Here is a 19,031-nt window from a genome sequence, read left to right on the forward strand (position 1 = left end):
GATTGGTAGGAAGGTGCCGATGCGCGGCCACCTCAGAACCGGGAGCTTCACATGACCTCATCATTCAGCCAGGATCTTCTGCCTGCCGAACTCACCATGGGCACCGTCATGCTCAAGGTGGGCGACATGAAGGTCATGAGCGACTACTATCAGCGAGCCCTTGGCCTGGAAGTCGTGGCCGAGCAGGACGGAGGGCTCTACCTGGGGCGTGTGGGTAAGCCCGTGGTCCACCTTGCCCCGGCGGCCGGCCTGCAGATTCCGGGGAGGGGTGAGGCTGGCCTGTTCCACACAGCCATCCTGTTCCAGGACCAGCCCTCATTGGCTGCCACCATCGCCACCGCCGCTGAGTACGACCCCCGCGCCTTTGCGGGCAGTGCCGACCACCTGGTCAGCGAAGCGTTCTATTTCACTGACCCCGAAGGTAACGGAATTGAGCTCTACTACGACAAGCCGCGCGAGCTCTGGCAGTGGGACGGCAAGAATGTTGTGATGGACAACGTGGCCTTGCCTCCGCAGCGCTTCCTCCAGCAGCACCTGAGTGAAGCGGCAGTGACGGGACAGCGCGCGGCCGCTGCCGGCGTCGGGCATGTGCATCTGCAAGTGGGCGACGTCGCGACTGCGCAAAAGTTCTACGTGGAAACCCTCGGCTTCGAGCGAACCGCGGGCTGGCATGGCCAGGCGCTGTTCGTCTCCGCCGGCGGCTACCACCATCACATGGCCATGAACGTCTGGAACAGCCGCGGGGCCGGCCCCCGAAAGGACACGCTCGGCCTGGGGGAAGTGCTGATCGAAGTCCCCGCCAGTGACGACGTAGCTGCGCTGGCGGATCGCCTGAAAACTGCTGGAGTGCAGAATCATCACACCGGAGCTGAGCTTCAGTTTGAGGACCCTTGGCGGAACAAGCTGCGAGTTGCCGTCCGCTAGCAGCTTGCTGCTTCTCCTGCACTAGGCTTGGCAGTGCGGCACGGAGCCATTCGGATTTCGTGCCGCCGCCCCGTCAGCACGAAGGAATGAGAGTACTTTCCATGGGATTTGCCGAAATTTTTGTAGCCACCCACGATGAAGCACTCAAGCGGGCAGCCGCCCTGGACAAGGGTGCGGATGTGACCGGCCCCGCCGTGAGGATCGACGGTATTACCGACTTCGAATTCGAACAGCTGGGCGACCTCGCAGGAAAAGCTGTCCACGCCGCCGGAGCTGACTACGAGCTTGCCCTGGTTGATGTCACAAGTGATGCGCTCTTGGGTGTGCCGGAAGCCATGGTGCGGGCCCTGGCCGAACTGCTCACTTATGAGAGCGAAGGTGACGCAAACGTTCTCGACGACGTTGCTGCTGCTTGGGCTGCACAGGACGATATGCCCTTCGACGCCGACCAATCGCGCCAGTATGTCCAGCAGTTGGCCGCCCTCGCTACGGACGTCGAAAAGGTGGAGCGCTCCGGGCTTTACGTCTGGTCTGAATGAGGCACTGATTCGGACAACGCGGCACGTTTAACCCTGGGGAGTGGGCAAGAACACGCCGCTCGACGTGGCCTGAGTCGTATTTGCTTCGGGCATCTGGCACAATAGACAGGTACTCGATCGGTGCGGCCCCTCTCTCCGTGCTCGTATCTTGTCCTTCGAACCGTCAAGTATGGCCCGCCCCACGGGTGCAGAACGTCGGGTTCAACCTCGTTTCAGAAACAGGAGTGACCACAAAAGTGGCCGTAAAGATTCGCCTTAAGCGCTTCGGTAAGATGCGCGCACCGTACTACCGCATTGTCGTCATGGATGCCCGCGCAAAGCGCGATGGCCGTGCCATTGAAGAAATCGGCAAGTACCACCCCACCGAAGAGCCGTCGTACATCGAGGTCGCTTCCGAGCGCGCCCAGTACTGGCTTTCCGTTGGTGCCCAGCCGACCGAGCAGGTCGCCGCGATCCTCAAGATCACCGGTGACTGGCAGAAGTTCAAGGGCCTGCCGGGCCAGGAAGGCACCCTGAAGACCAAAGCTCCGAAGGAAGCCTTCGTAGCTCCGGAGAAGGGTTCCGTCATCATTCCGGAAGCCATCACCAAGAAGGCCAAGAAGGACGAAGCCGAAGCTCCGGCCGAGGCTGAAGCAGAGACCACCGAGGCTGAGTAAGTTGCTGGCAGAAGCGCTCGAGCACTTGGTCCGTGGGATCGTTGACAGCCCTGAGGATGTCAAGGTCAGTGCCAAGAACAACCGCCGCGGGGAATCCCTCGAGGTGCGTGTTCACCAGGAGGACCTCGGACGGGTGATCGGCCGCCAGGGGCGCACCGCACGTGCATTGCGCACTGTGGTTGCAGCCTTGGCTGGTGGCGAGCAGGTCAGGGTCGACGTCGTCGACACCGATCGTCGCCGGTAACGCGCTCAGCACTACTTGTCTTAGATCCGGCCCCTTCACCGAATATGGTGGAGGGGCCGGATTGCTTTATCCACATTTTCCTGTCCGTTGCCGCCCGGTGGCGCGGGCACTACAAGAATTCAGAGGAACCCATGCAGCTCCAGGTGGCCCGGATCGGCAAACCCCATGGCATCCGCGGCGAGGTTACGGTGCAGGTACTCACCGATGCCCCCTCCGAGCGCTTCGTCGCCGGAACGGAGTTCGTCGTTGAGCCCGCCTCCGCTGGACCTTTGACCATCCGCAGCGCCAGATGGAACAAGGACATCCTCCTGCTTGGCTTCGAGGAAATTGCCGACCGCAATGCCGCCGAGGTCATTCGTGGAGCGAAGCTCTTCATCGAAACCGAGGAACTCGACGACGAAGACGATGATGAGGGCTGGTACGAGCACGAGCTCGTTGGCCTGGAGGCCCGGGTAGGTTCGCAAGTGGTGGGCAAGGTTGCCGCCCTCACTACACTGCCCGTTCAGGATCTGTTGACGGTCAAGGCCGACAACGGCAAGGAAATCCTGGTTCCCTTCGTTGAGGAAATTGTGCCGGAGGTCAACGTCGAGGGAGGGTACATCCTTATCACGCCGCCCACGGGCCTCTTTGAGATCAACGACGAGAACCCCAAGGAGCCCAAGGACGACGCCGGGGATGATGCCTGAATGAGGATCGATGTCGTCAGCATATTTCCTGAGTACTTCGCCCCGCTCGAGCTTTCGCTCATCGGCAAGGCCCGCCAGGACGGGTTGTTGGAGCTCAACGTCCACGATCTGCGCACCTTCACCACGGACAAGCACCGGACTGTAGATGACACGCCGTATGGTGGCGGCGCTGGAATGGTCATGAAACCGGAGCCCTGGGCGCAGGCCCTCGAATCGGTTGCCGCCGCCCGCGAAGGCTCCAAACCGGTGCTGATTGTCCCTTCGCCGGCAGGGGAGAAGTTCAACCAGGCCTTGGCCTATGAGCTAGCCGAAGAAGAGCAGCTGGTCTTCGCCTGCGGACGCTACGAAGGCATCGACGAGCGCGTCATCGATTGGGCGCAGGAACACTTCACGGTCCGGCCCGTCAGCCTCGGTGACTACGTCCTCAACGGCGGAGAAGTGGCCGTGTTGGCCATGGTCGAGGCCATTGGCCGCCTCCTTCCCGGCGTGGTTGGCAACCCCGAGTCCTTGGTAGAGGAGTCCCACTCCGATGGCCTCCTGGAGTATCCCGTGTACACCAAGCCGTCGGCGTGGCGGGAACACGACGTCCCTCCGATCCTCCTCAGCGGTAACCACGGGAAGATTGCACAGTGGCGGCGCCACGAGCAGTTCCGCCGGACGGCTGAGCGCAGGCCGGACCTTATGGAAGGGCTCGACGCCGGTGTGTTGAGTCGCGCGGACCGTATGGCCCTCGCGGACCTTGGGTACGACGTCGTTGACGGCCGCCTCCGTGCCAAGCCGGTCGGCGACGTCGAAAACTAAGTCCACTTTCCGCCGTCGAAGGTTGCGGGAGTCCCGGCAGTTGGCCGGATGGTGGCGACTATGGCAGAATTAACCCTTGTGTCTGCTGGGCTGACACCTGCCACAGGGGGAGTTCAGCCAACAGTCGGACAACCCGGCGACGCCAATCAGTGGCGGAGTTGGACACTAAGAAACTTCGGCGGAGATTTCCGGTTGGCTTTCGTGCCCCGGGCTTGTCCGCCGTAACCCAAAGTGAATGACCTGTGGCGTTCACCAGGAGTGGATTAATGCACATCCTCGATAGCGTAGATGCAGCCTCGCTGCGTAACGATGTTCCGGAGTTCCGCGCGGGCGACACCCTCAAGGTTCACGTCAACATCATCGAAGGCAAGAACTCCCGTGTCCAGGTATTCCAGGGCTTCGTCCTGGGCCGCCAGGGTGACGGCGTTCGCGAAACCTTCACCGTGCGCAAGGTTTCCTTCGGTGTCGGCGTAGAGCGTACCTTCCCGGTACACTCCCCGATCATCGACAAGATCGAGGTCGTCACCAAGGGTGACGTCCGCCGCGCGAAGCTTTACTACATGCGCGCACTGCGCGGTAAGGCTGCGAAGATCAAGGAAAAGCGCGACTTCGCCAAGTAAGTCCTGCGACTTACGTAACGGGTCCAGGATTCGTGCCCGGTAGTTCCGGAGCAATCCGCAACGCAACAGGGATACGAGTCATGGACACATCAGAACGCCAGCCCCGGAAACAGGGCTGGCGTTTTGTTTTGCTCGCACTGGTGCTGGCCGTCGCGATCAGCGGCCTGGTCCGGTCCTTGTGGCTGGATGTCTACTACATTCCGTCCGAGTCCATGGAGCCCCTCCTCGGAGAAGGGGACAGGATCCTGGTCTCGCGGACGGCCTTCAATTCCGAGCCGATCCGCCGCGGAGACGTCGTGGTCTTCGATGGCCGCGGTTCCTTCGCCCCCTTGAGCAGCGGACAGGGCCCGTTCGTTGACGCGGTGTCAGCTGCAAGCCAATGGTTCGGGCTCACCGGCAGTGACACGACATACGTAAAGCGGGTCATTGGGGTCGGGGGCGACCACGTCCAGTGCTGCGACGCAGCAGGGCATCTCACGGTGAATGGTCAGATTCTTGAGGAACCATATCTGTATTCGGGTGACGAACCCAGCAAGCAGAAATTCGACGTCGTAGTTCCTAAAGGCCGCCTATGGCTCATGGGTGACCACCGTTCCCGTTCGGCTGACTCCCGTGGACTGCTGGGAGCACCGGGCGGCGGCATGGTCCCCGTCGACCGCGTTCTCGGCCGACCGGTCCAGATCGTCTGGCCACTTGATAGATTTGCAGAGATGCCTCGCTCAGCGCAGGCCGAAACACCATCGAAGAACGGACAGTAAATGCCGGACAAAGCTCCTGAGAATCCCGAGCGGTACGACGACGACGCCCGGCTCTCGGACGGAACGGCAAGTGCCGCCGGAGTGGCTGAGCCGCGGCAGGTTGGCGGCGTTACCTCCGGCTCGCGCGATGCCGCGGACGAGCCCCGCTCCCGTGATTCTGAAGGTGGCGCCCACGCCGCAGAGAAGCCGCGCAAAAACCCCGTGCTCGTGTGGGTCAAGGAGATCGTCACTGTGGTGGCGATTGCGCTGGTGCTGTCCTTCCTTCTCAAGACGTTCCTGTTCAGGGCGTTTTATATTCCGTCCGAGTCCATGGAAAGCACTTTGGACGTCAACGATCGCATCTTTATCAATCTCCTGGTTCCCGGGCCATTCGATCTTGAGCGCGGGGACGTCGTGGTCTTCAAGGATACTCAGGCTTGGTTGCCGCCAGTGGCCAAGAAGCCGGCCGGACCAATGGACTGGGTGGGTGACGGTCTGGAGTTCGTAGGTTTGGCTCCTGATGACAATGAGCAACACCTTGTTAAGCGCATCATCGGACTCCCGGGGGACAGGGTTTCCTGTTGTGATGCAGAGGGCCGTCTTTCTATCAACGGGGTTCCGGTCAACGAGACCTATATCAACCCGGCAGAAGTGCCTTCGCCGATGCCATTCGACATCGTTGTCCCGGAAGGAAAGGTGTGGGTGATGGGCGATAACCGGAACCACTCAGAGGACTCCCGGGCGCACCAGGAAGTCAACGGTGGTTTCATTAACATTGAGGATGTTGAAGGCAAAGCCACCGTCATTGCCTGGCCGATCAACCGTTGGACCATCCTCGATAACTATCAGGACGTTTTCCGCGACGTCCCTGAAGGCACCCCGGCAAAGTAATGGCAACAACGGCTACCGGCTCCAAGGGCAAGACGCAGGTCAAGGCCCAGGCCAAGACGAAGGCTAAATCCACCACAAAGGCCAAGAGCCTGGTGGGTTTCCCCACCCTTGACGTCGAACGATCCTTCTTGTCCTCCGGAGTACGGTTGTTGGCCGGCGTGGATGAGGTTGGTCGGGGAGCATTGGCTGGTCCCGTCAGCGTGGGAATCGCAGTGGTCAACCTCGAAAACCACGGCTTGCTGGCAGACGTCCGGGACAGCAAATTGCTCAAACCCGAGGACCGGGACAGGCTCGAACCACTTGTTCGTGAGTGGGCCGTCGCCTCCGCCGTAGGGCACGCGTCGTCCCGGGAGATTGATGAGATCGGCATCATTGCGGCACTGCGCCTGGCCGGTACCCGGGCATGGTTTGAGATCCTGGCCGCCGGCATCACGCCTGATGTTGTGCTGCTGGATGGCAGCCATAACTGGTTGTCACCTGACGTTCAAGCCTCTCTCTTCGACACACCCGACTCGGGACCTTGGTGTGAAGCCCCTGTCCATACCAAGGTGAAAGCCGATATGAGCTGCCTTAGTGTTGCCGCAGCCAGTGTTCTGGCCAAAGTTGCCCGCGACCGCATCATGGTGGGCCTGCATTCGGAAATTCCTGCTTACGGCTGGAACGAGAACAAGGGTTACGCCACCTCTGCCCACCGGGACGTAATCCGCCTGCAGGGCCCAAGCGCACACCACCGGACAAGCTGGAACCTCACTGGGCCCGACCTGGTCTGACGTCAGCCGCCGACTGGCGCTGCTGCCCCCATGGCGCTTGCTGCCCGGCTGATAGTGCAAGATGGAACTATGAGCGCCGAGGACCTTGAGAACTATGAAACCGACATGGAGCTTCAGCTCTACCGCGAGTACCGGGATGTTGTCGGTCTGTTCAGCTATGTAGTGGAAACCGAGCGGCGGTTTTACTTGGCCAACCATGTGGATCTGCAGGCCCGCAGTGCGGACGGTGAAGTCTACTTTGACCTGACCCTGCAAGATGCCTGGGTTTGGGACGTTTACCGCTCGGCCCGCTTCGTGAAGAACGTCCGGGTTATCACGTTCAAGGACGTCAACGTAGAAGAACTGCCGCGAAATGAGGAACTGGCCTTGCCGAAGGATGGCGGTCTGGGGGACTTGGGAGATCTCGGTAACTAGCGGCTGCCTTAGCCCTGAGTATTCCTCCACAGCACTGATATGTTCCGGTTTACGCACATAGCGTCGTAACCCTCTGCCGCCGCACTCCGCCAGCCTGAAAGCTGGTGAGCGGAGGTGGTGGTCATGAGAGCAAAAGACCTGCTTGGCCGAAACGGCGAAGCGCTGGCGGCCGATTTTCTGGAGAGCCAGGGAATGCGGATCGTCGATCGCAATTGGCGGTGCCCGGACGGCGAGATCGACATTGTGGCGATCGAGGGCGACACCTTGGTTGTTGCCGAAGTAAAGACCCGGAAGAGCCTGGACTACGGACATCCCTTTGAGGCGGTGGGCGCGGCCAAGCTGGCCCGTCTACAGCGGCTGTCGTCATCGTGGTGCCGGGAGCATGACCTCAATGCCCCGCGAAGGCGCATTGATGTCGTGTCCGTGATTGACAGCGGCGTCGGCGAACCGCAGCTGGAGCATCTGCGGGGTGTGGGCTGATGGGTGTCGGGCGAAGCTACTGCGTTGCCCTGGTAGGACTCAACGGCTACATCGTGGAGGTCGAAGCCGACATTGGCCAAACTCTGCCGAACTTCGTAATCCTGGGATTACCCGATGCAGCCCTGAACGAAGCCAAAGAACGTATCCGATCTGCCGCCCAGAATTCCGGCATTCCCTTGAGCAGACGGAAGATCACGGCCAACCTCATACCGGCATCCCTGCCCAAACGGGGCTCCGGATTCGATCTCGCCATCACCATGGCTGTGCTCCGAGCAGCCGATGACATCCGTGAAATCGGCGGAACTGTGTTCATAGCGGAGCTCGGCCTGGACGGCAGGTTGAGGCCGGTACGTGGCATACTTCCTGCCGTGATGGCCGCTGTTCAGGCTGGCTATCCGGAGACCGTGGTAGCCGAAGCGAACGTTGCCGAGGCAGCGCTGGTGCCAAGGGCGCGGGTCAGGGGATACAGGACTCTCGCCCGGCTCGCCTACGACTTCGGTGCGGACCCCAAAGACCTCGCCCTTGACTACGACCCGCCCGGCGGTGATCCCGAGGATGAGAATGACGTTGCCGCGGGCATCGTGCCTGATCTTTCCGACGTTTCCGGGCAATCAGAGGCGCGACGTGCCCTGGAGGTAGCTGCCGCCGGGGGTCACCACATGTTGCTGACCGGGCCACCGGGTCTATGTCCTTAACTATGTATGCGTGAAGGCATACGAGCGGTGGCTGGCTTATTGTCAAACATGGGCGTTATCTCTGACTGAAGAACTTTTCAACGATGATTTCTCGGGTGAGGGATATGATCACCTCCGCTGTTAGGCGCACTGGAGCGGCAGACGAAATGACGATGCCACTGTCCAAGACCCCTGACACTGCAACAGGGGCGGATATCGGCCTCGTTCAGAGACAAACCGGCTGTACCGGAGTGAGCGACATTTCGATGGACGGAGTCCGTCACCAAAATTCCGTGTTCCTGCTCTGAGAGTCAGTGCGGCTATGCACCACTTTGGGTACCTCGACTGGAAGAATGATGGGAAATCATCAGTTCAAGAAGGAAGGCCATCATGGCCAGCAGATACGGCGTAAACCCGTCCGGCGTCGAGAGGTTGATGAAGGACATCCAGAAAGAGTTTGATAAGCACCCGATCAGCGTTCCCGTCAATGCAGATAATCCTGACCTCAAACTGAGCGGCGACACCTACCACGGGCCCATCATCAACATCAACGGCGATAACGCCCAGCTTGCATGGGATAACCAAAGCGTCAATCAGACGAGTATGGGTTCATCCGGCAACATCGCAGCAGGCTTCGAACCACTCAGTCAGGCTGTGGTCAGTATCCTGCGGGAGATTCGTTCGTCGGGTCTGGACCTCGGTGACATTGAAGAAGTTGAGAAAGCCGGTAACGAGATTTTGGCGGAGGTGGTCAAGGAGCAGCCGGACCAGGGCGTTATCAAGCGATCCGTTACCTACGTGAAGGGGCTTCTTGCCCCTTTGCTTACCCGAGCCGCAGAGGGAGCTTCTGAGGGTGCGGGCGACATGGCCTTTGATTGGGCATCAGCTGCAGTTGAAGCGCTTGGGGCAGGAATGACAGCTGCTTTCCAAGGTTAGGCTGTGAGCATGACTATCCCTGTACCGACACTTACCGCTGTCACCATTTTCGAAGGCAGCGGATCCGTGCTCGTGAAATATGAGTTGAGTGGCCCCGTCCCAGAGGAAGACACCTTCCTGGTAGGAATCCATGGGAAGAGCCGGGGCGGCGAAGTCTTGCGCCAGTTTGGTATCAAGTTTCTCGATGGTGACAGGGCGGCATACTTCGTTTTTGATCACAACATTGCGAAACAGGAGAACTTTGACTATATCCACGCGACCGAGGATGCTCACCAAATTCTGACACCGTACCCATCAAGCCATTTTGCAGAGTTGGGGGACAATCCGGAGCTGAGGGGTTATCTCAACTACGCTGGCATCGACCGGCAAACTGACGTTCAGGTTGAGGTAGTCAAATAGTCCGCAACCTTAACTGACGGATCGGGACTCGCGCAAGACCGCCTCGGCCGTTCCGGGTGCTTTCGGTCGTCTCCTGGCGCTTCGGCGGCGGCGAGCAGTTCCCGCCTGGCTGCCCGGAGTGCGGTGTGTTGGCCGGCCGAGGCGCATTTACGCCGCCAGCGCGTGCGCGATATCCCGGTGACCGGGACGGTCAATGTAGTGTGGACCAGGCGTTGCCACACCGAAACCTTTGCCGGGCCCACCTCGCCGCGGCTGAACCGTGCCACGCAACGATTGCACACGACGTTCGCGGAGGAACCGCGAAGAGCCGCTTTACAAGCACGGGGTCCATGCTCGACGACCTCGATTCGGAACTTCCCACCGTGTTAGCTCTCGTTGATTGGACCGATGCGGATTAGCCTGTCCTGCTGGCTGAGTTCGAGAACAACACGATCCCTGACATCGTCGATTATTGAAGCGGGTATGTCATTGTCTACAGCGATTAGTTGGAGGTGGTCCTTATACTCCTCGCCGACTTCAATCAGCAATCGATACATATCGCCTATCCGATCGCGATCGAACCCTTCGCGACCGGCATTGGCTGAGATTCCATCGAGTACGAGCAACCCGGGTAAAGTTAGGCCTCTGTCAATGGCGACCGTGTGGTGGGCGAGTGCATGAGCAACATTCACCAGCGTCTTAAGCCCTTGGCTGGAAAGCTCATCAAACGATCTGCCGCTAATTTCGGGTAGGTATGTCGTTCGATTGATCCTGACCGTGAGAAGGTCTCCCAACTGTGGAATGTGTAGTCGTTCCAAATAGTCGAGCATTCGTTTCTCAAGCGCTTGCAGGTTTTCATCGGCTTCGTGCTGGCTGGCTTCCCGGCTGTCTATTGCATGGCTGATGTCGTCACGTTCCTCTTCCAGTTCCCTCCGAACTTGAGCGTGATCTTGGTGACGCGAAACGAGTAAGGCGTAGTCCTTGAGTTTTTCGATCTCCACACTGACCGTAGCCAGGTCTCGGGCTTGCGCACGAATAATGGCAGCACCGTCGGAAACAAATGCCGCTGTTCTTTGGTCCAACTCAGCGGACAAGCGATGCAGGACGGCTTCGTTGGATAGGAGATGTGCCCGCACTTTTTCGAGCGACAGCTGACGCAATTCCAGAACACGTTCAGTCTCGGAAACCTGACTAATAACCCTGGCTTGCTCTGTTAGAAGCGATTCGCGGGACGTCGTCGAGGTTTCTGGCTGCAAGCATAGATAGCAGTGCCCTTCCTTGCCGCGGTGCGATTCGACGCTGTTGCCGCATCTCGGACAGACGACAAAGTCGAAGTCCACCAGCCATTCGTCGGCAACGATGGCGCGGGTCAAACGCGCTGATTGGCTGATAAGTTGACGTTTCAGTTCCTGCAGATCGGCAAGTTGGGTCGTGAGGAATGCCTCATCAGCTTGTAAGTTATCTTGCGCCTTCCGGTGTTCCAGAACAGCTTTGCGGAGATCGCCGACTTCGGCCGCGTCTACGGTTTCCTGAGCCACTGTCCACTGATGCTCCTCGAGAGAATTGCGTACTCGTTCCTTGTCTGCAATTGCCCGCTGAATCGCGGTCTCGTCGGAGAAAGGCGTGTCTTCCAGGAAACGCCGGATGACTTCTGCCTCTCTATCAAGGCTGTCCAGACGGAGTTCCACCCCTCGTCGCCTGGCGATCAAGTCGGCCAGCTCGACGTCGTAGTAACCGTAGGCTAATTCGAAGATCCACCGTCGCTTTTGGTTCTTGAAGCGGTCCTTGTGACCGAATACATCCGAATCCAGTTCATCACCGGTGACGATGCAGTAACCCAGCCAATCGGTCATACTGACTGCAGACAACCTCGAGGTGGGGTCGGTTCGAGCCTCGGGGACGCTCACAGCGGGCAGAGTCAGTTGATCAAGGAGAAACCGGCTATAGGATGCTTCGGCGCCTGAAGCCGGCAGGCGGACCGCCTCTTGTGAGAGAGTGTCGTCGTCGACATCAAAGCGAGCGACCTCAACAGGCGCGGTCCGTGTGGTTACCAGCGGACGATAGACCTGCCAAGTGTTCCTGCGAAGCTGGACTGTCCCTCGCAGCGCCCGGACGAGTCCTACTTCAGGTGGCAGAACGTCTGGCACTGTGCCCAGCAGGGCCCGGAGCAATCGAACAAAGGTTGTCTTACCGGTCGTGATATCTCCGCGAACGAAGTTCAAAGATGGATACAGCTGAATATTGCGGCCGCCGCCCAGCAACTCGACCTCGACAATGCGTAGACGATGATCCTTCGACGCGGAAACTGCTGTGGACGTCGAGTCACGAGTGTTACCGCTTGGGGCCGTGTTCACTGTATGTCCTCCTTCCATGTGGCATCTGCAACCTCGGGCAGGTCATAGAGCAGGTTCTTGAGGGCCGTTCCGGACAAGTCGAGATGGCGACGAAGAATCTTGATGCGAGCGTTGAGCTCGCCGAAGCAATCATCCGCTGCTAGATTTGCGGTTACCCTTTCCCCTTCGGCGGTCGTACGGTAGCCAAATCCGCTGCTTCCCGACAGGGGCAGGGCCTGAATCAAGTTCCGTCCTATCAGCGCCCCCAATAGTGCGTAGTAGGCCGGGTCCCATGGACCGTACCTATAGCGCATCATTCGGCTGTCTATTGGTGCGGTGTCCTCGACATCGACAACTTCCGTTCGCGTCCTCGAGTCAACGTTTCGTCGCTCCAGGACCCGTGCAAGGTGGTGTGGATATCGAAGGAGGAAGTCAAGCTTCGCGAGTTTTACTCGTCCTTCTAGTGTCCGAGGGCCCGTCGTCTTCCTGCTGAATCCGTCGATAAGCAGGAGTAGGCGTGCTTCTGATTCAGGGGTTGCGCGGAACTGCTGCCACCTCGAGGCCGGGCCTGCCTGCGATTCATCGAGGTGTGGTTCTTGGTTTTCGGTCACGATGCTTGCCACCAATACTTGCAGGTATCAGAAAGGTGGCACAGAAATCCGAACACTAGGCTACTGTCCGATTGAAAAATCCTGTCGCTGTCGAGGTAAGCGAGATGCATCGGTTGGCTCAAGAGCTCAGCAACGACATACTCCCCAGGCTGTGCTGCGATTGCAGGATTGCCCCCGGCCATCAATTTTGCCCGCGCAGCGGTTGCTTCGGCCGTTTGAAGAACTCGTTTCTCCAGACCCGCGAGAACAGCACCGCCGTCCGGCCGACTTCCAAGGATTTCTTGGCGACCTATCTCAGCATCCGCGCGTAGTCCTTGGGCCATATCGATCTTTTGCTTGGAGACACCGGCAGCCCGCATTTTTAATTCCAGGGCAGACGTCACTTCCCCGTTTCTGATCCTTGTCAGGAGGTCCTCTCGAGAACTGTCCGGAAGAGGCGGAACGATAGACATAAGGGATGTTTTTGTTAATGTCTGATTAGTGAGGGCTCCCAACCCCAACATTTCGATGCTCGCGGAGTCGCGGGCATTCGCCGGTAAATCATGGATCTGTTCGGCAAGACGAGCCACGACGTTGGACAGACTTGGCTCGTTAGCTTGAGCTTGTTGTGCGGTCACAAGAAGCGTACTGAACAGGTTCTCCCGCTCGGGCGTCGTAAGGGTGGGCCAAAGGGCTCCAATGTACTGCAAGATCACGGCATCGATGTGGAGGCGAGTCGGCTGTTGGGGCTTAATGACAAGTCGGTCAAGGAAGCTATCCAGTTTTTTGGAAGGCATTCCAAGTTCCATGATCTTCCTGCGGAGCTTGGGGCCGGCCACCGGCGGGGCGGAGAAGAAACTGACAGTTTCCCGTGCCTCGGCCATTGGTCCCTCCAGCCAGAGCTCAAAGGTACTCACCTCGTGTAGGCCGTGCGTTTCGGCTTCCAGAAACGAACGGATCAAGGCGTCGATACCGTGCCCTTCTGAACACACCCTACTGGCGCTCCACGATCCCTTGTCACGGGTCTTGAGCTGCGCGAAACGAAGCTTGGAGTTATAGACGATCACTATGTCTTCGACGTGCTCACAAACAATTGCCGCGGGCGGATCAACTGAACTCAGGCAGGTTAGCCATTGCCACACTGACTGTTTTGCTTGCCAGCGGTATCTTGAAAATGTCTCGTACCCAGATCTGTCTGACGTGAGTTCAGCGAGTGCGTCCGTCTTGCCCGAAAGGAGGCTGGGTTGCTGGAGACCCGGCACTTGATGCGCAGACCCGCCGGTCTGGAAATCAGACATTGGCCCCCATCCTCAAATCTGCTCCTCGAAGTCGACGATCTCGTGGCCTAAAGATGACTCTACTGGCCAACCAAGAAAGTCAGGCACTTATAGCTCGAATAGCCTACGCTGGCCTGGCCGTGGCCCGGACAAGTGAGCGGAGTGCAATGTCCAGCATCTCCCCGAAGTTCACCTTCGGGGGATTGGTGAGGGTTACCGGTTGCGCCCAGTCCTATCCCGGTCTGGGTCCCCCCGCTCCCTCAGCCTCAGTCTCAGCTGAATCGTTCTTGGAGCCGCCCCGATTTCCTGGGAAACCCGAGCCAGGGATGCCCCAGAATCATATAGGCGCACTGCTTCGTCAATTTGCGTCGGGGTCAGTGGCCGACGTCGTGTGATCCCACATACCGCCAGGCCATCACGGCGGCGGCCTCCGGCTGCGTCGCAGCCCAAGCGTCGAGCACTACCTCGCAAGCGCCGCCCCGGCCAAGCTGGAGGCGGCAACGGTCTAACTGCCGGTCCCCGTTGGTGTAACTGGCAGCACGCCGGTCTTTGGAACCGGAAAGTTGTAGGTTCGAATCCTCTGCAGGGAACGAGAGCTGTTAGTCGCCCGGACGATTCACGAAGGTGACCTTGTCCCGGACCAGCAATGGCGCGCTTGCCGGGCCCGCGATGTACTCCATGATCCACTTTGGCTTATGCCGCTGTTCTGACGGATACCACTGGCGCCTCCAGTGACCCCTTACTATCCACTTGTGGGAATACTCGCGGCCGCCGGGAGGGGAGGCCTTGTACCCCTTTTGCCGCTTTACGGACAGGTAGGTGATCGTGTCCTTCCGGTACCGTTTCCGGCCACGCTTATCTATGACAGGGGCTGGACTTGTCGTCACCGTGCCTACGTCTGCGATGTCCTGCCGGATCATGTGGGCGAAAGAGAGAAGAATCGGAAGCACATGCGTGGCATTGGCGTCGTCAAACGGCGTTGCGTCAGGGACCGGATCAAGTGTGGCGAACGGCAGCGACAGGTCCTGCACCACAGGAGCCTCATCGGACAGGGGATCCGAGAGCTGTGCCATGGCGTACGGGTGGAGCGGGTATGGGTTGTCTGTCGGCTCCGCTGTCAGCCATCTCTCGAGGAGCCTGTTCGATTTCGTTGCCACCCATACCCTGTTGTCCGGTCCGGGTGCCCACCAGAGAGCAACGCTTGTCCCGTCGGCGCGGCTCATGAAAAGGAAACCCTGTGGTGAGGGCAAGTCCGCGGGTGTCAGGGCCAGATGTTGGATGTCACGCGTGGCACCGGAGAGAATGACCTCGCTCATCTCTTCCGTCGAGTAAAACGCGTGCCGCCCGATAAGTGCATGCGCGCCGAGGTCTGTCATATTGAACGCGGCGTTCGATACCCGGGCACGCGTCCTAAATTCTTCCTCGTCCCGTTGGGCGATCCGCAAGATCTCGTCAAGGCTTGTCCCAATGTGCTGGGCGATGTCCAAAATCGCGCCATTTGGTTTGTGCTCAGTGTCGTCCAGGAATTCAACTGTCGCCTGGTCAAACGCTGCGATTTCCTGCCAGATACGATATTCGGCACCGTGCCGCTGCTGCAGCGCATCCATGAGCAGTTTCATATCGGAGGGCTGAAGGTGCGGAAGTGTTCTTGCAGCCCGACGCATCAATGGCATGTCGACGTCAGCATGCGCCTCATTCCCCTCCCGAACAGGTGCGGCACCCTCAATAGGCATATCCCAGAAAGCTTCCACGTCGGGTCCTCTCGCGATGGTTCTTATCCTATGCGGCGTCTCTCGGACTTTGCAGCGGATGAGAGCATCTCGCGTTGTGGGTGCGTCTCGTGTTTCGATTGGTAGTCGAAACCAAAGCTCCACCCACTTCCTGTCACGGTCACGCGTTTCGCTTGGACAAGCATTCCGTACGCACCTGCGGCATCGACCCACCACCAAACCCAGTCGGCACCACTGAGAGCTTCGGCTGGCTGAGTGAACAGAACGACGGTGACGGCGCGCGCGGCTTGGGACATTACGATTTCGGTGATCGATGTCTCATTCCACCGCAGGCCTGCCTGCTAGCATGCGGTCTGGCTGTCAGTTGACTACTTCACTACACCAACGCCTCTGCGGATGAAGCCGTGGGGATCAAACTTGTTCACCACTGGATCATTGCGTGAGCCTCCGACAATCAGGACAGATCGTCAGGCTCTTCTGATGACTCTGCTTGCGGCAACTTATCCAGAAGCTTTCCCGTTACTTTGCCCGCCACTACTCCGCTAGCTGGGCCGGCGATCCCGAGACCGCCCAGCAGTGCGTCAAACTCTTCACTATCCAGGCTGATATTCACGACTCCCATGGTGACGTATATGGCCACGATAGTTCCGATGAACCAGACGATCAGCCTGCGCTCGGCCGTTGACAGGGTGACCAGGAACGGAAGCTGCTCGATCGATGCAGCGACCTCAGGCTGTTGGTCAAAGAAGTCCGCGGTGATGTCATCGAAGTCGTCGCTCTCTAACTCGTCGCGGAGTGTCGAAGCTTGGGACAGGAGATTCCGTGCGAACGAAGTATTGATCGACTGAGCCACCGTGTTGGTAAGCAATGAGATTGTCTTCTGAAGTTCGACGTCGCTGCCCATCAGGCCGGCCATCTGGAGCACGGGGTACATCTGCGCGATGGATGGAGCGAACTGCTTACCAAAGGACTCGTAACTCTGTGCCAGCTGCCTGGCAATAATTGAAGAGGGCGACGACGCGGCGATGTGGGAGCGGATACCTGGCGTGTCGATCGATTGAGCGATTATTGAACCGATGTTCATCGTGCTAGCTGCAAACGTAGGACCAACGAGCGAGCCAACGCTGGGAGCCAGGGCATCAAAGTACGCCTTGCTGATTCCCGAGGTCACAGCTGCCGGATTAAGTCCTAAGTTGAAGTAGGCGGTTTTCGCGGCGTGGTGAGCGCTGGTGGCGCTGTCATCAGTCATGATTCAACTCTACTGACAGGGGCCGACAGTCTTGGAGCAGGACCAGTAGGGGCCCAGCCTTCATGATTGCTGCGCCCCTACTTAGTCAGTCGTTGGCCCTTTCGAAGGTCTCGATCATGCTCTTGGCTTCGTCAACCGCCTGCTGTTTGTTGCTGATGACGAAGTCCCTCACGCCAGACGCAGCCGTCGCCATTGACTGCACGGCACTACTGAGTTCTGCCTCGGCAGTTGCCAGCATCTCGCGTGCGTTGGCGATGTTCGAGTCGTAGCGACCCACTACTTCACTCCTCGTGCGTACACCAGGGGCCGGCCATACTTCGGGAAGAAGCGTCTTGGTCTATGTGGAAAACCGCAGGCAACGGCATCGGAGCGCTCTGCCCGTGAGCCTCCTGTGACCACCACCGAAATCCGGGCGGCGGCGAACCAGGGACGAGCCTCTAGTTCCGGGAACCTACGCGGATGCACCACCAACTCTTTCCTTCACCCTCGACGGCGAGTTTGGCCCGCGTGTGCTGTCGGAACTCGACAGTTAGTGAGCATGTGGTGATCGCAGTGGGATGGGGCCGATTGTGCTGATTTAGCAGGGATCTTTTCTCCTCGTTTATGAGCCCAAAACATACCCCTCACATAGACTCCCGGGGGCAGGCAAGACCATGCTGGCTGAACGCTTGCCGGGCCTGCTCCCGGATTTAGCTGATACAGCGGCCATGGAGGTTACGGCCATCCAATCGTTGGCCGCTGTCCAGTCGTCTACGGTGCGGCTCGTCCGCAGGCCGCCTTTCGAAAATCCCCACCACAGTGCCACCGCCGCCGCAATCTTCGGCGGCGGCTCGGGGCTTCCTCGGCCCGGAGCGGCCTCTCGTTCACATCGGGGCGTGTTGTTCCTGGACGAGGCGTCAAATTTAGGACATACCACGCTGGCAAGTCAACGATGCGACGGGAACGTCACTGCTTTTAGGTAGCGTTAGTGGATGCGCGCAATTGACCTTGAGTCCCGAGTGATCACCGCTGTTGACCGGATTCGTGCTGGCCAGCTGGCTGAGCACGATCTGATTGAGTGCAAGCGTGACTGGCCGCAAGACAGCAAAGCTCGTCAGCTGGCCGGAAGTCTTAACCGAGCTGGCGGTGATCCAGTCGTCTACATCATCGGAATCGATGAGAAGACAGCGGAAGTTTTCGATGTCTCTGGTACGGACGTCCTTGACTGGTGGGGGCAGATAATGCCTCGGTTCGACCACACTCCGCCAGAAATGATCCGTCATATCTCAGTTCCAGTTGGGGAGAACGGCGAACATGTTGTTGCCGTGGCTTTCGCTTCCGACCGTGCCCCGTATGTCGTGAAGACTGGTAACGCGAATCCAAGCCTAGAAGTGCCTATGCGTGAAGGTACTGGTACCAGGAGCGCTCGACGTGACGAGCTCCTGCGCATACTCATACCTGCGGTGCGCTTGCCGCAAATTGTCGTACTGGAGGCCAGTCTTCATGGTGAGTATTTCCCGCCAGCGACGAACCCGAACAACCAAGAATTCAACTGCACGGGCGAGCTGCGCATCTATGTCGAACACAACGGTGAAGGCAGCGTCACTTTCCCGGCACATGGGATGCGCGGTCAGGTCACTATTCAAGACAGCAAGTTTGACCTCCAAGTAGTGCCACCAATGGAGGCTGCTAGAGTGCCTACCGGTCCGTCGCAAATCCAGTACCAGAGGCAAAGTGACGGAGTTACCGTCACAGCGCCGCGCGCAGTTCCGTACCAACTAGCAGTCCGGGGGATTAAGCCGGAAAATCTGCAGCTGTGGGCCGAAGCGGACCAACTGGAAGTACATGTCACTATGGAGGTGCTGCACTCGATGAAGCCGCTGACTATCGAACTCTCGCTGAGCAGAAACAGGGCCAGCAACCTCGGAGAGCTAGAGACCACCCAGGGTGACGACGTCTTCATGAGGAGCTGGACTCCGGGTACATGGAGATTCAAGCACCCCGGGCTCGCTATTGATGACTGATCCTCAAAACGGGGCAGAGGTGGGCGTCTACTCGCTGGAGGTGTGGGGGAGTGAACCCCTGTGCACTTTCAACCCTGAGACGGGCTTTACCATGAACCC

Annotated in this window: 22 protein-coding genes, 1 tRNA gene and 3 pseudogenes; 19 read left to right on the forward strand and 7 right to left on the reverse strand. The window is 59.0% G+C overall.

Annotated features, from left to right (window positions below; all coding sequences use genetic code 11):
* Positions 1-51 precede the first annotated feature (51 nt).
* The 15 genes and pseudogenes from AC0J5Z_RS11650 to AC0J5Z_RS11720 all read left to right on the forward strand — a co-directional run bounded on the left by AC0J5Z_RS11650 (position 52) and on the right by AC0J5Z_RS11720 (position 9,771).
* Positions 52-924, forward strand: coding sequence for a VOC family protein (locus AC0J5Z_RS11650; protein WP_475032215.1), 873 nt, complete (start codon positions 52-54; stop codon positions 922-924).
* A 101-nt stretch (positions 925-1,025) separates the two neighbouring features.
* Positions 1,026-1,463, forward strand: a complete 438-nt coding sequence (locus tag AC0J5Z_RS11655; protein ID WP_475032218.1) for a hypothetical protein — start codon at positions 1,026-1,028, stop codon at positions 1,461-1,463.
* Between the two features lie 236 nt (positions 1,464-1,699).
* A complete protein-coding gene (rpsP, locus tag AC0J5Z_RS11660; protein ID WP_017199647.1) occupies positions 1,700-2,119 on the forward strand; it encodes a 30S ribosomal protein S16 in 420 nt (139 codons plus the stop codon).
* Between the two features lies 1 nt (position 2,120).
* The gene (locus AC0J5Z_RS11665) at positions 2,121-2,363 is read left to right on the forward strand and encodes an RNA-binding protein (RefSeq protein ID WP_011775119.1); all 243 of its coding nucleotides are present in this window, start codon (positions 2,121-2,123) and stop codon (positions 2,361-2,363) included.
* Positions 2,364-2,494: 131 nt separating this feature from the next.
* On the forward strand, positions 2,495-3,049 hold the full coding sequence (rimM, locus tag AC0J5Z_RS11670; protein ID WP_475032220.1) for a ribosome maturation factor RimM: 555 nt from the start codon (positions 2,495-2,497) through the stop codon (positions 3,047-3,049).
* On the forward strand, positions 3,050-3,850 hold the full coding sequence (gene trmD, locus AC0J5Z_RS11675; protein WP_475032224.1) for a tRNA (guanosine(37)-N1)-methyltransferase TrmD: 801 nt from the start codon (positions 3,050-3,052) through the stop codon (positions 3,848-3,850).
* A gap of 266 nt (positions 3,851-4,116) precedes the next feature.
* Positions 4,117-4,470 (forward strand): 50S ribosomal protein L19, encoded by a 354-nt coding sequence (gene rplS / locus AC0J5Z_RS11680; RefSeq protein ID WP_014922079.1) that lies wholly within the window; start codon positions 4,117-4,119, stop codon positions 4,468-4,470.
* An 80-nt stretch (positions 4,471-4,550) separates the two neighbouring features.
* The gene (gene lepB / locus AC0J5Z_RS11685) at positions 4,551-5,228 is read left to right on the forward strand and encodes a signal peptidase I (RefSeq protein WP_475032227.1); all 678 of its coding nucleotides are present in this window, start codon (positions 4,551-4,553) and stop codon (positions 5,226-5,228) included.
* Positions 5,229-6,098, forward strand: coding sequence for a signal peptidase I (gene lepB, locus AC0J5Z_RS11690; RefSeq protein WP_475032231.1), 870 nt, complete (start codon positions 5,229-5,231; stop codon positions 6,096-6,098). It abuts the gene before it with no gap.
* Positions 6,098-6,868, forward strand: a complete 771-nt coding sequence (locus AC0J5Z_RS11695) for a ribonuclease HII (RefSeq protein WP_475032235.1) — start codon at positions 6,098-6,100, stop codon at positions 6,866-6,868. Before lepB (AC0J5Z_RS11690) ends, AC0J5Z_RS11695 begins: the two co-directional genes overlap by 1 nt.
* A 69-nt stretch (positions 6,869-6,937) precedes the next feature.
* Positions 6,938-7,282 (forward strand): DUF2469 domain-containing protein, encoded by a 345-nt coding sequence (locus AC0J5Z_RS11700; RefSeq protein ID WP_026005632.1) that lies wholly within the window; start codon positions 6,938-6,940, stop codon positions 7,280-7,282.
* Positions 7,283-7,396: 114 nt separating this feature from the next.
* Positions 7,397-7,762, forward strand: coding sequence for a YraN family protein (locus AC0J5Z_RS11705; RefSeq protein ID WP_475032237.1), 366 nt, complete (start codon positions 7,397-7,399; stop codon positions 7,760-7,762).
* Positions 7,762-8,445 (forward strand): annotated as a pseudogene (locus tag AC0J5Z_RS11710) (magnesium chelatase domain-containing protein); the annotation flags it as partial. The gene AC0J5Z_RS11705 and the pseudogene AC0J5Z_RS11710, both read left to right, overlap by 1 nt.
* A gap of 381 nt (positions 8,446-8,826) precedes the next feature.
* Complete coding sequence (locus tag AC0J5Z_RS11715) at positions 8,827-9,372, forward strand: hypothetical protein (protein ID WP_475032239.1); 546 nt, start codon at positions 8,827-8,829, stop codon at positions 9,370-9,372.
* Positions 9,373-9,381: 9 nt separating this feature from the next.
* Entirely contained in the window at positions 9,382-9,771 is a 390-nt protein-coding gene (locus tag AC0J5Z_RS11720) for a hypothetical protein (protein WP_475032241.1), read from the forward strand.
* Between the two features lie 365 nt (positions 9,772-10,136).
* On the opposite strand, the gene AC0J5Z_RS11725 is transcribed toward AC0J5Z_RS11720, so the two are convergent.
* From AC0J5Z_RS11725 to AC0J5Z_RS11735, 3 genes are read right to left on the reverse strand one after another with little or no spacing between them, the layout of a single operon-like run.
* Positions 10,137-12,104: a hypothetical protein gene (locus AC0J5Z_RS11725; RefSeq protein ID WP_475032243.1), complete on the reverse strand. Its 1,968-nt coding sequence runs from the start codon at positions 12,102-12,104 to the stop codon at positions 10,137-10,139.
* The gene (locus AC0J5Z_RS11730; RefSeq protein WP_475032245.1) at positions 12,101-12,694 is read right to left on the reverse strand and encodes a hypothetical protein; all 594 of its coding nucleotides are present in this window, start codon (positions 12,692-12,694) and stop codon (positions 12,101-12,103) included. Before AC0J5Z_RS11730 ends, AC0J5Z_RS11725 begins: the two co-directional genes overlap by 4 nt.
* Entirely contained in the window at positions 12,691-13,971 is a 1,281-nt protein-coding gene (locus tag AC0J5Z_RS11735) for a dsDNA nuclease domain-containing protein (RefSeq protein WP_475032247.1), read from the reverse strand. The genes AC0J5Z_RS11730 and AC0J5Z_RS11735 overlap by 4 nt, the downstream gene beginning before the upstream one ends.
* A 372-nt stretch (positions 13,972-14,343) precedes the next feature.
* Between AC0J5Z_RS11735 and AC0J5Z_RS11740 the strand changes: the two are divergent.
* Positions 14,344-14,459, forward strand: a pseudogene (locus tag AC0J5Z_RS11740) (thioredoxin-disulfide reductase); the annotation flags it as partial.
* 7 nt (positions 14,460-14,466) lie between these two features.
* Positions 14,467-14,540: transfer RNA gene (locus tag AC0J5Z_RS11745), tRNA-Gln, on the forward strand.
* Between the two features lie 9 nt (positions 14,541-14,549).
* Here AC0J5Z_RS11745 and AC0J5Z_RS11750 read toward each other — a convergent pair.
* The 4 genes from AC0J5Z_RS11750 to AC0J5Z_RS11765 all read right to left on the reverse strand — a co-directional run bounded on the left by AC0J5Z_RS11750 (position 14,550) and on the right by AC0J5Z_RS11765 (position 17,206).
* Positions 14,550-15,701, reverse strand: a complete 1,152-nt coding sequence (locus AC0J5Z_RS11750) for an AcrVA2 family anti-CRISPR protein (protein ID WP_475032250.1) — start codon at positions 15,699-15,701, stop codon at positions 14,550-14,552.
* A gap of 23 nt (positions 15,702-15,724) precedes the next feature.
* Entirely contained in the window at positions 15,725-15,976 is a 252-nt protein-coding gene (locus AC0J5Z_RS11755) for a hypothetical protein (protein WP_475032252.1), read from the reverse strand.
* 158 nt (positions 15,977-16,134) lie between these two features.
* A complete protein-coding gene (locus AC0J5Z_RS11760) occupies positions 16,135-16,929 on the reverse strand; it encodes a hypothetical protein (protein ID WP_475032254.1) in 795 nt (264 codons plus the stop codon).
* 85 nt (positions 16,930-17,014) lie between these two features.
* The gene (locus tag AC0J5Z_RS11765; protein WP_475032256.1) at positions 17,015-17,206 is read right to left on the reverse strand and encodes a hypothetical protein; all 192 of its coding nucleotides are present in this window, start codon (positions 17,204-17,206) and stop codon (positions 17,015-17,017) included.
* 358 nt (positions 17,207-17,564) lie between these two features.
* Here AC0J5Z_RS11765 and AC0J5Z_RS11770 point away from each other — a divergent pair.
* Together AC0J5Z_RS11770 and AC0J5Z_RS11775 are read left to right on the forward strand one after the other, a co-directional pair.
* A pseudogene (locus AC0J5Z_RS11770) lies at positions 17,565-17,861 on the forward strand (ATP-binding protein); the annotation flags it as partial.
* A gap of 39 nt (positions 17,862-17,900) precedes the next feature.
* Positions 17,901-18,932, forward strand: a complete 1,032-nt coding sequence (locus AC0J5Z_RS11775) for a hypothetical protein (RefSeq protein ID WP_475032258.1) — start codon at positions 17,901-17,903, stop codon at positions 18,930-18,932.
* Positions 18,933-19,031 lie beyond the last annotated feature (99 nt).

It is taken from the genome of Paenarthrobacter sp. TRD_SC_7 (genome assembly GCF_056156245.1).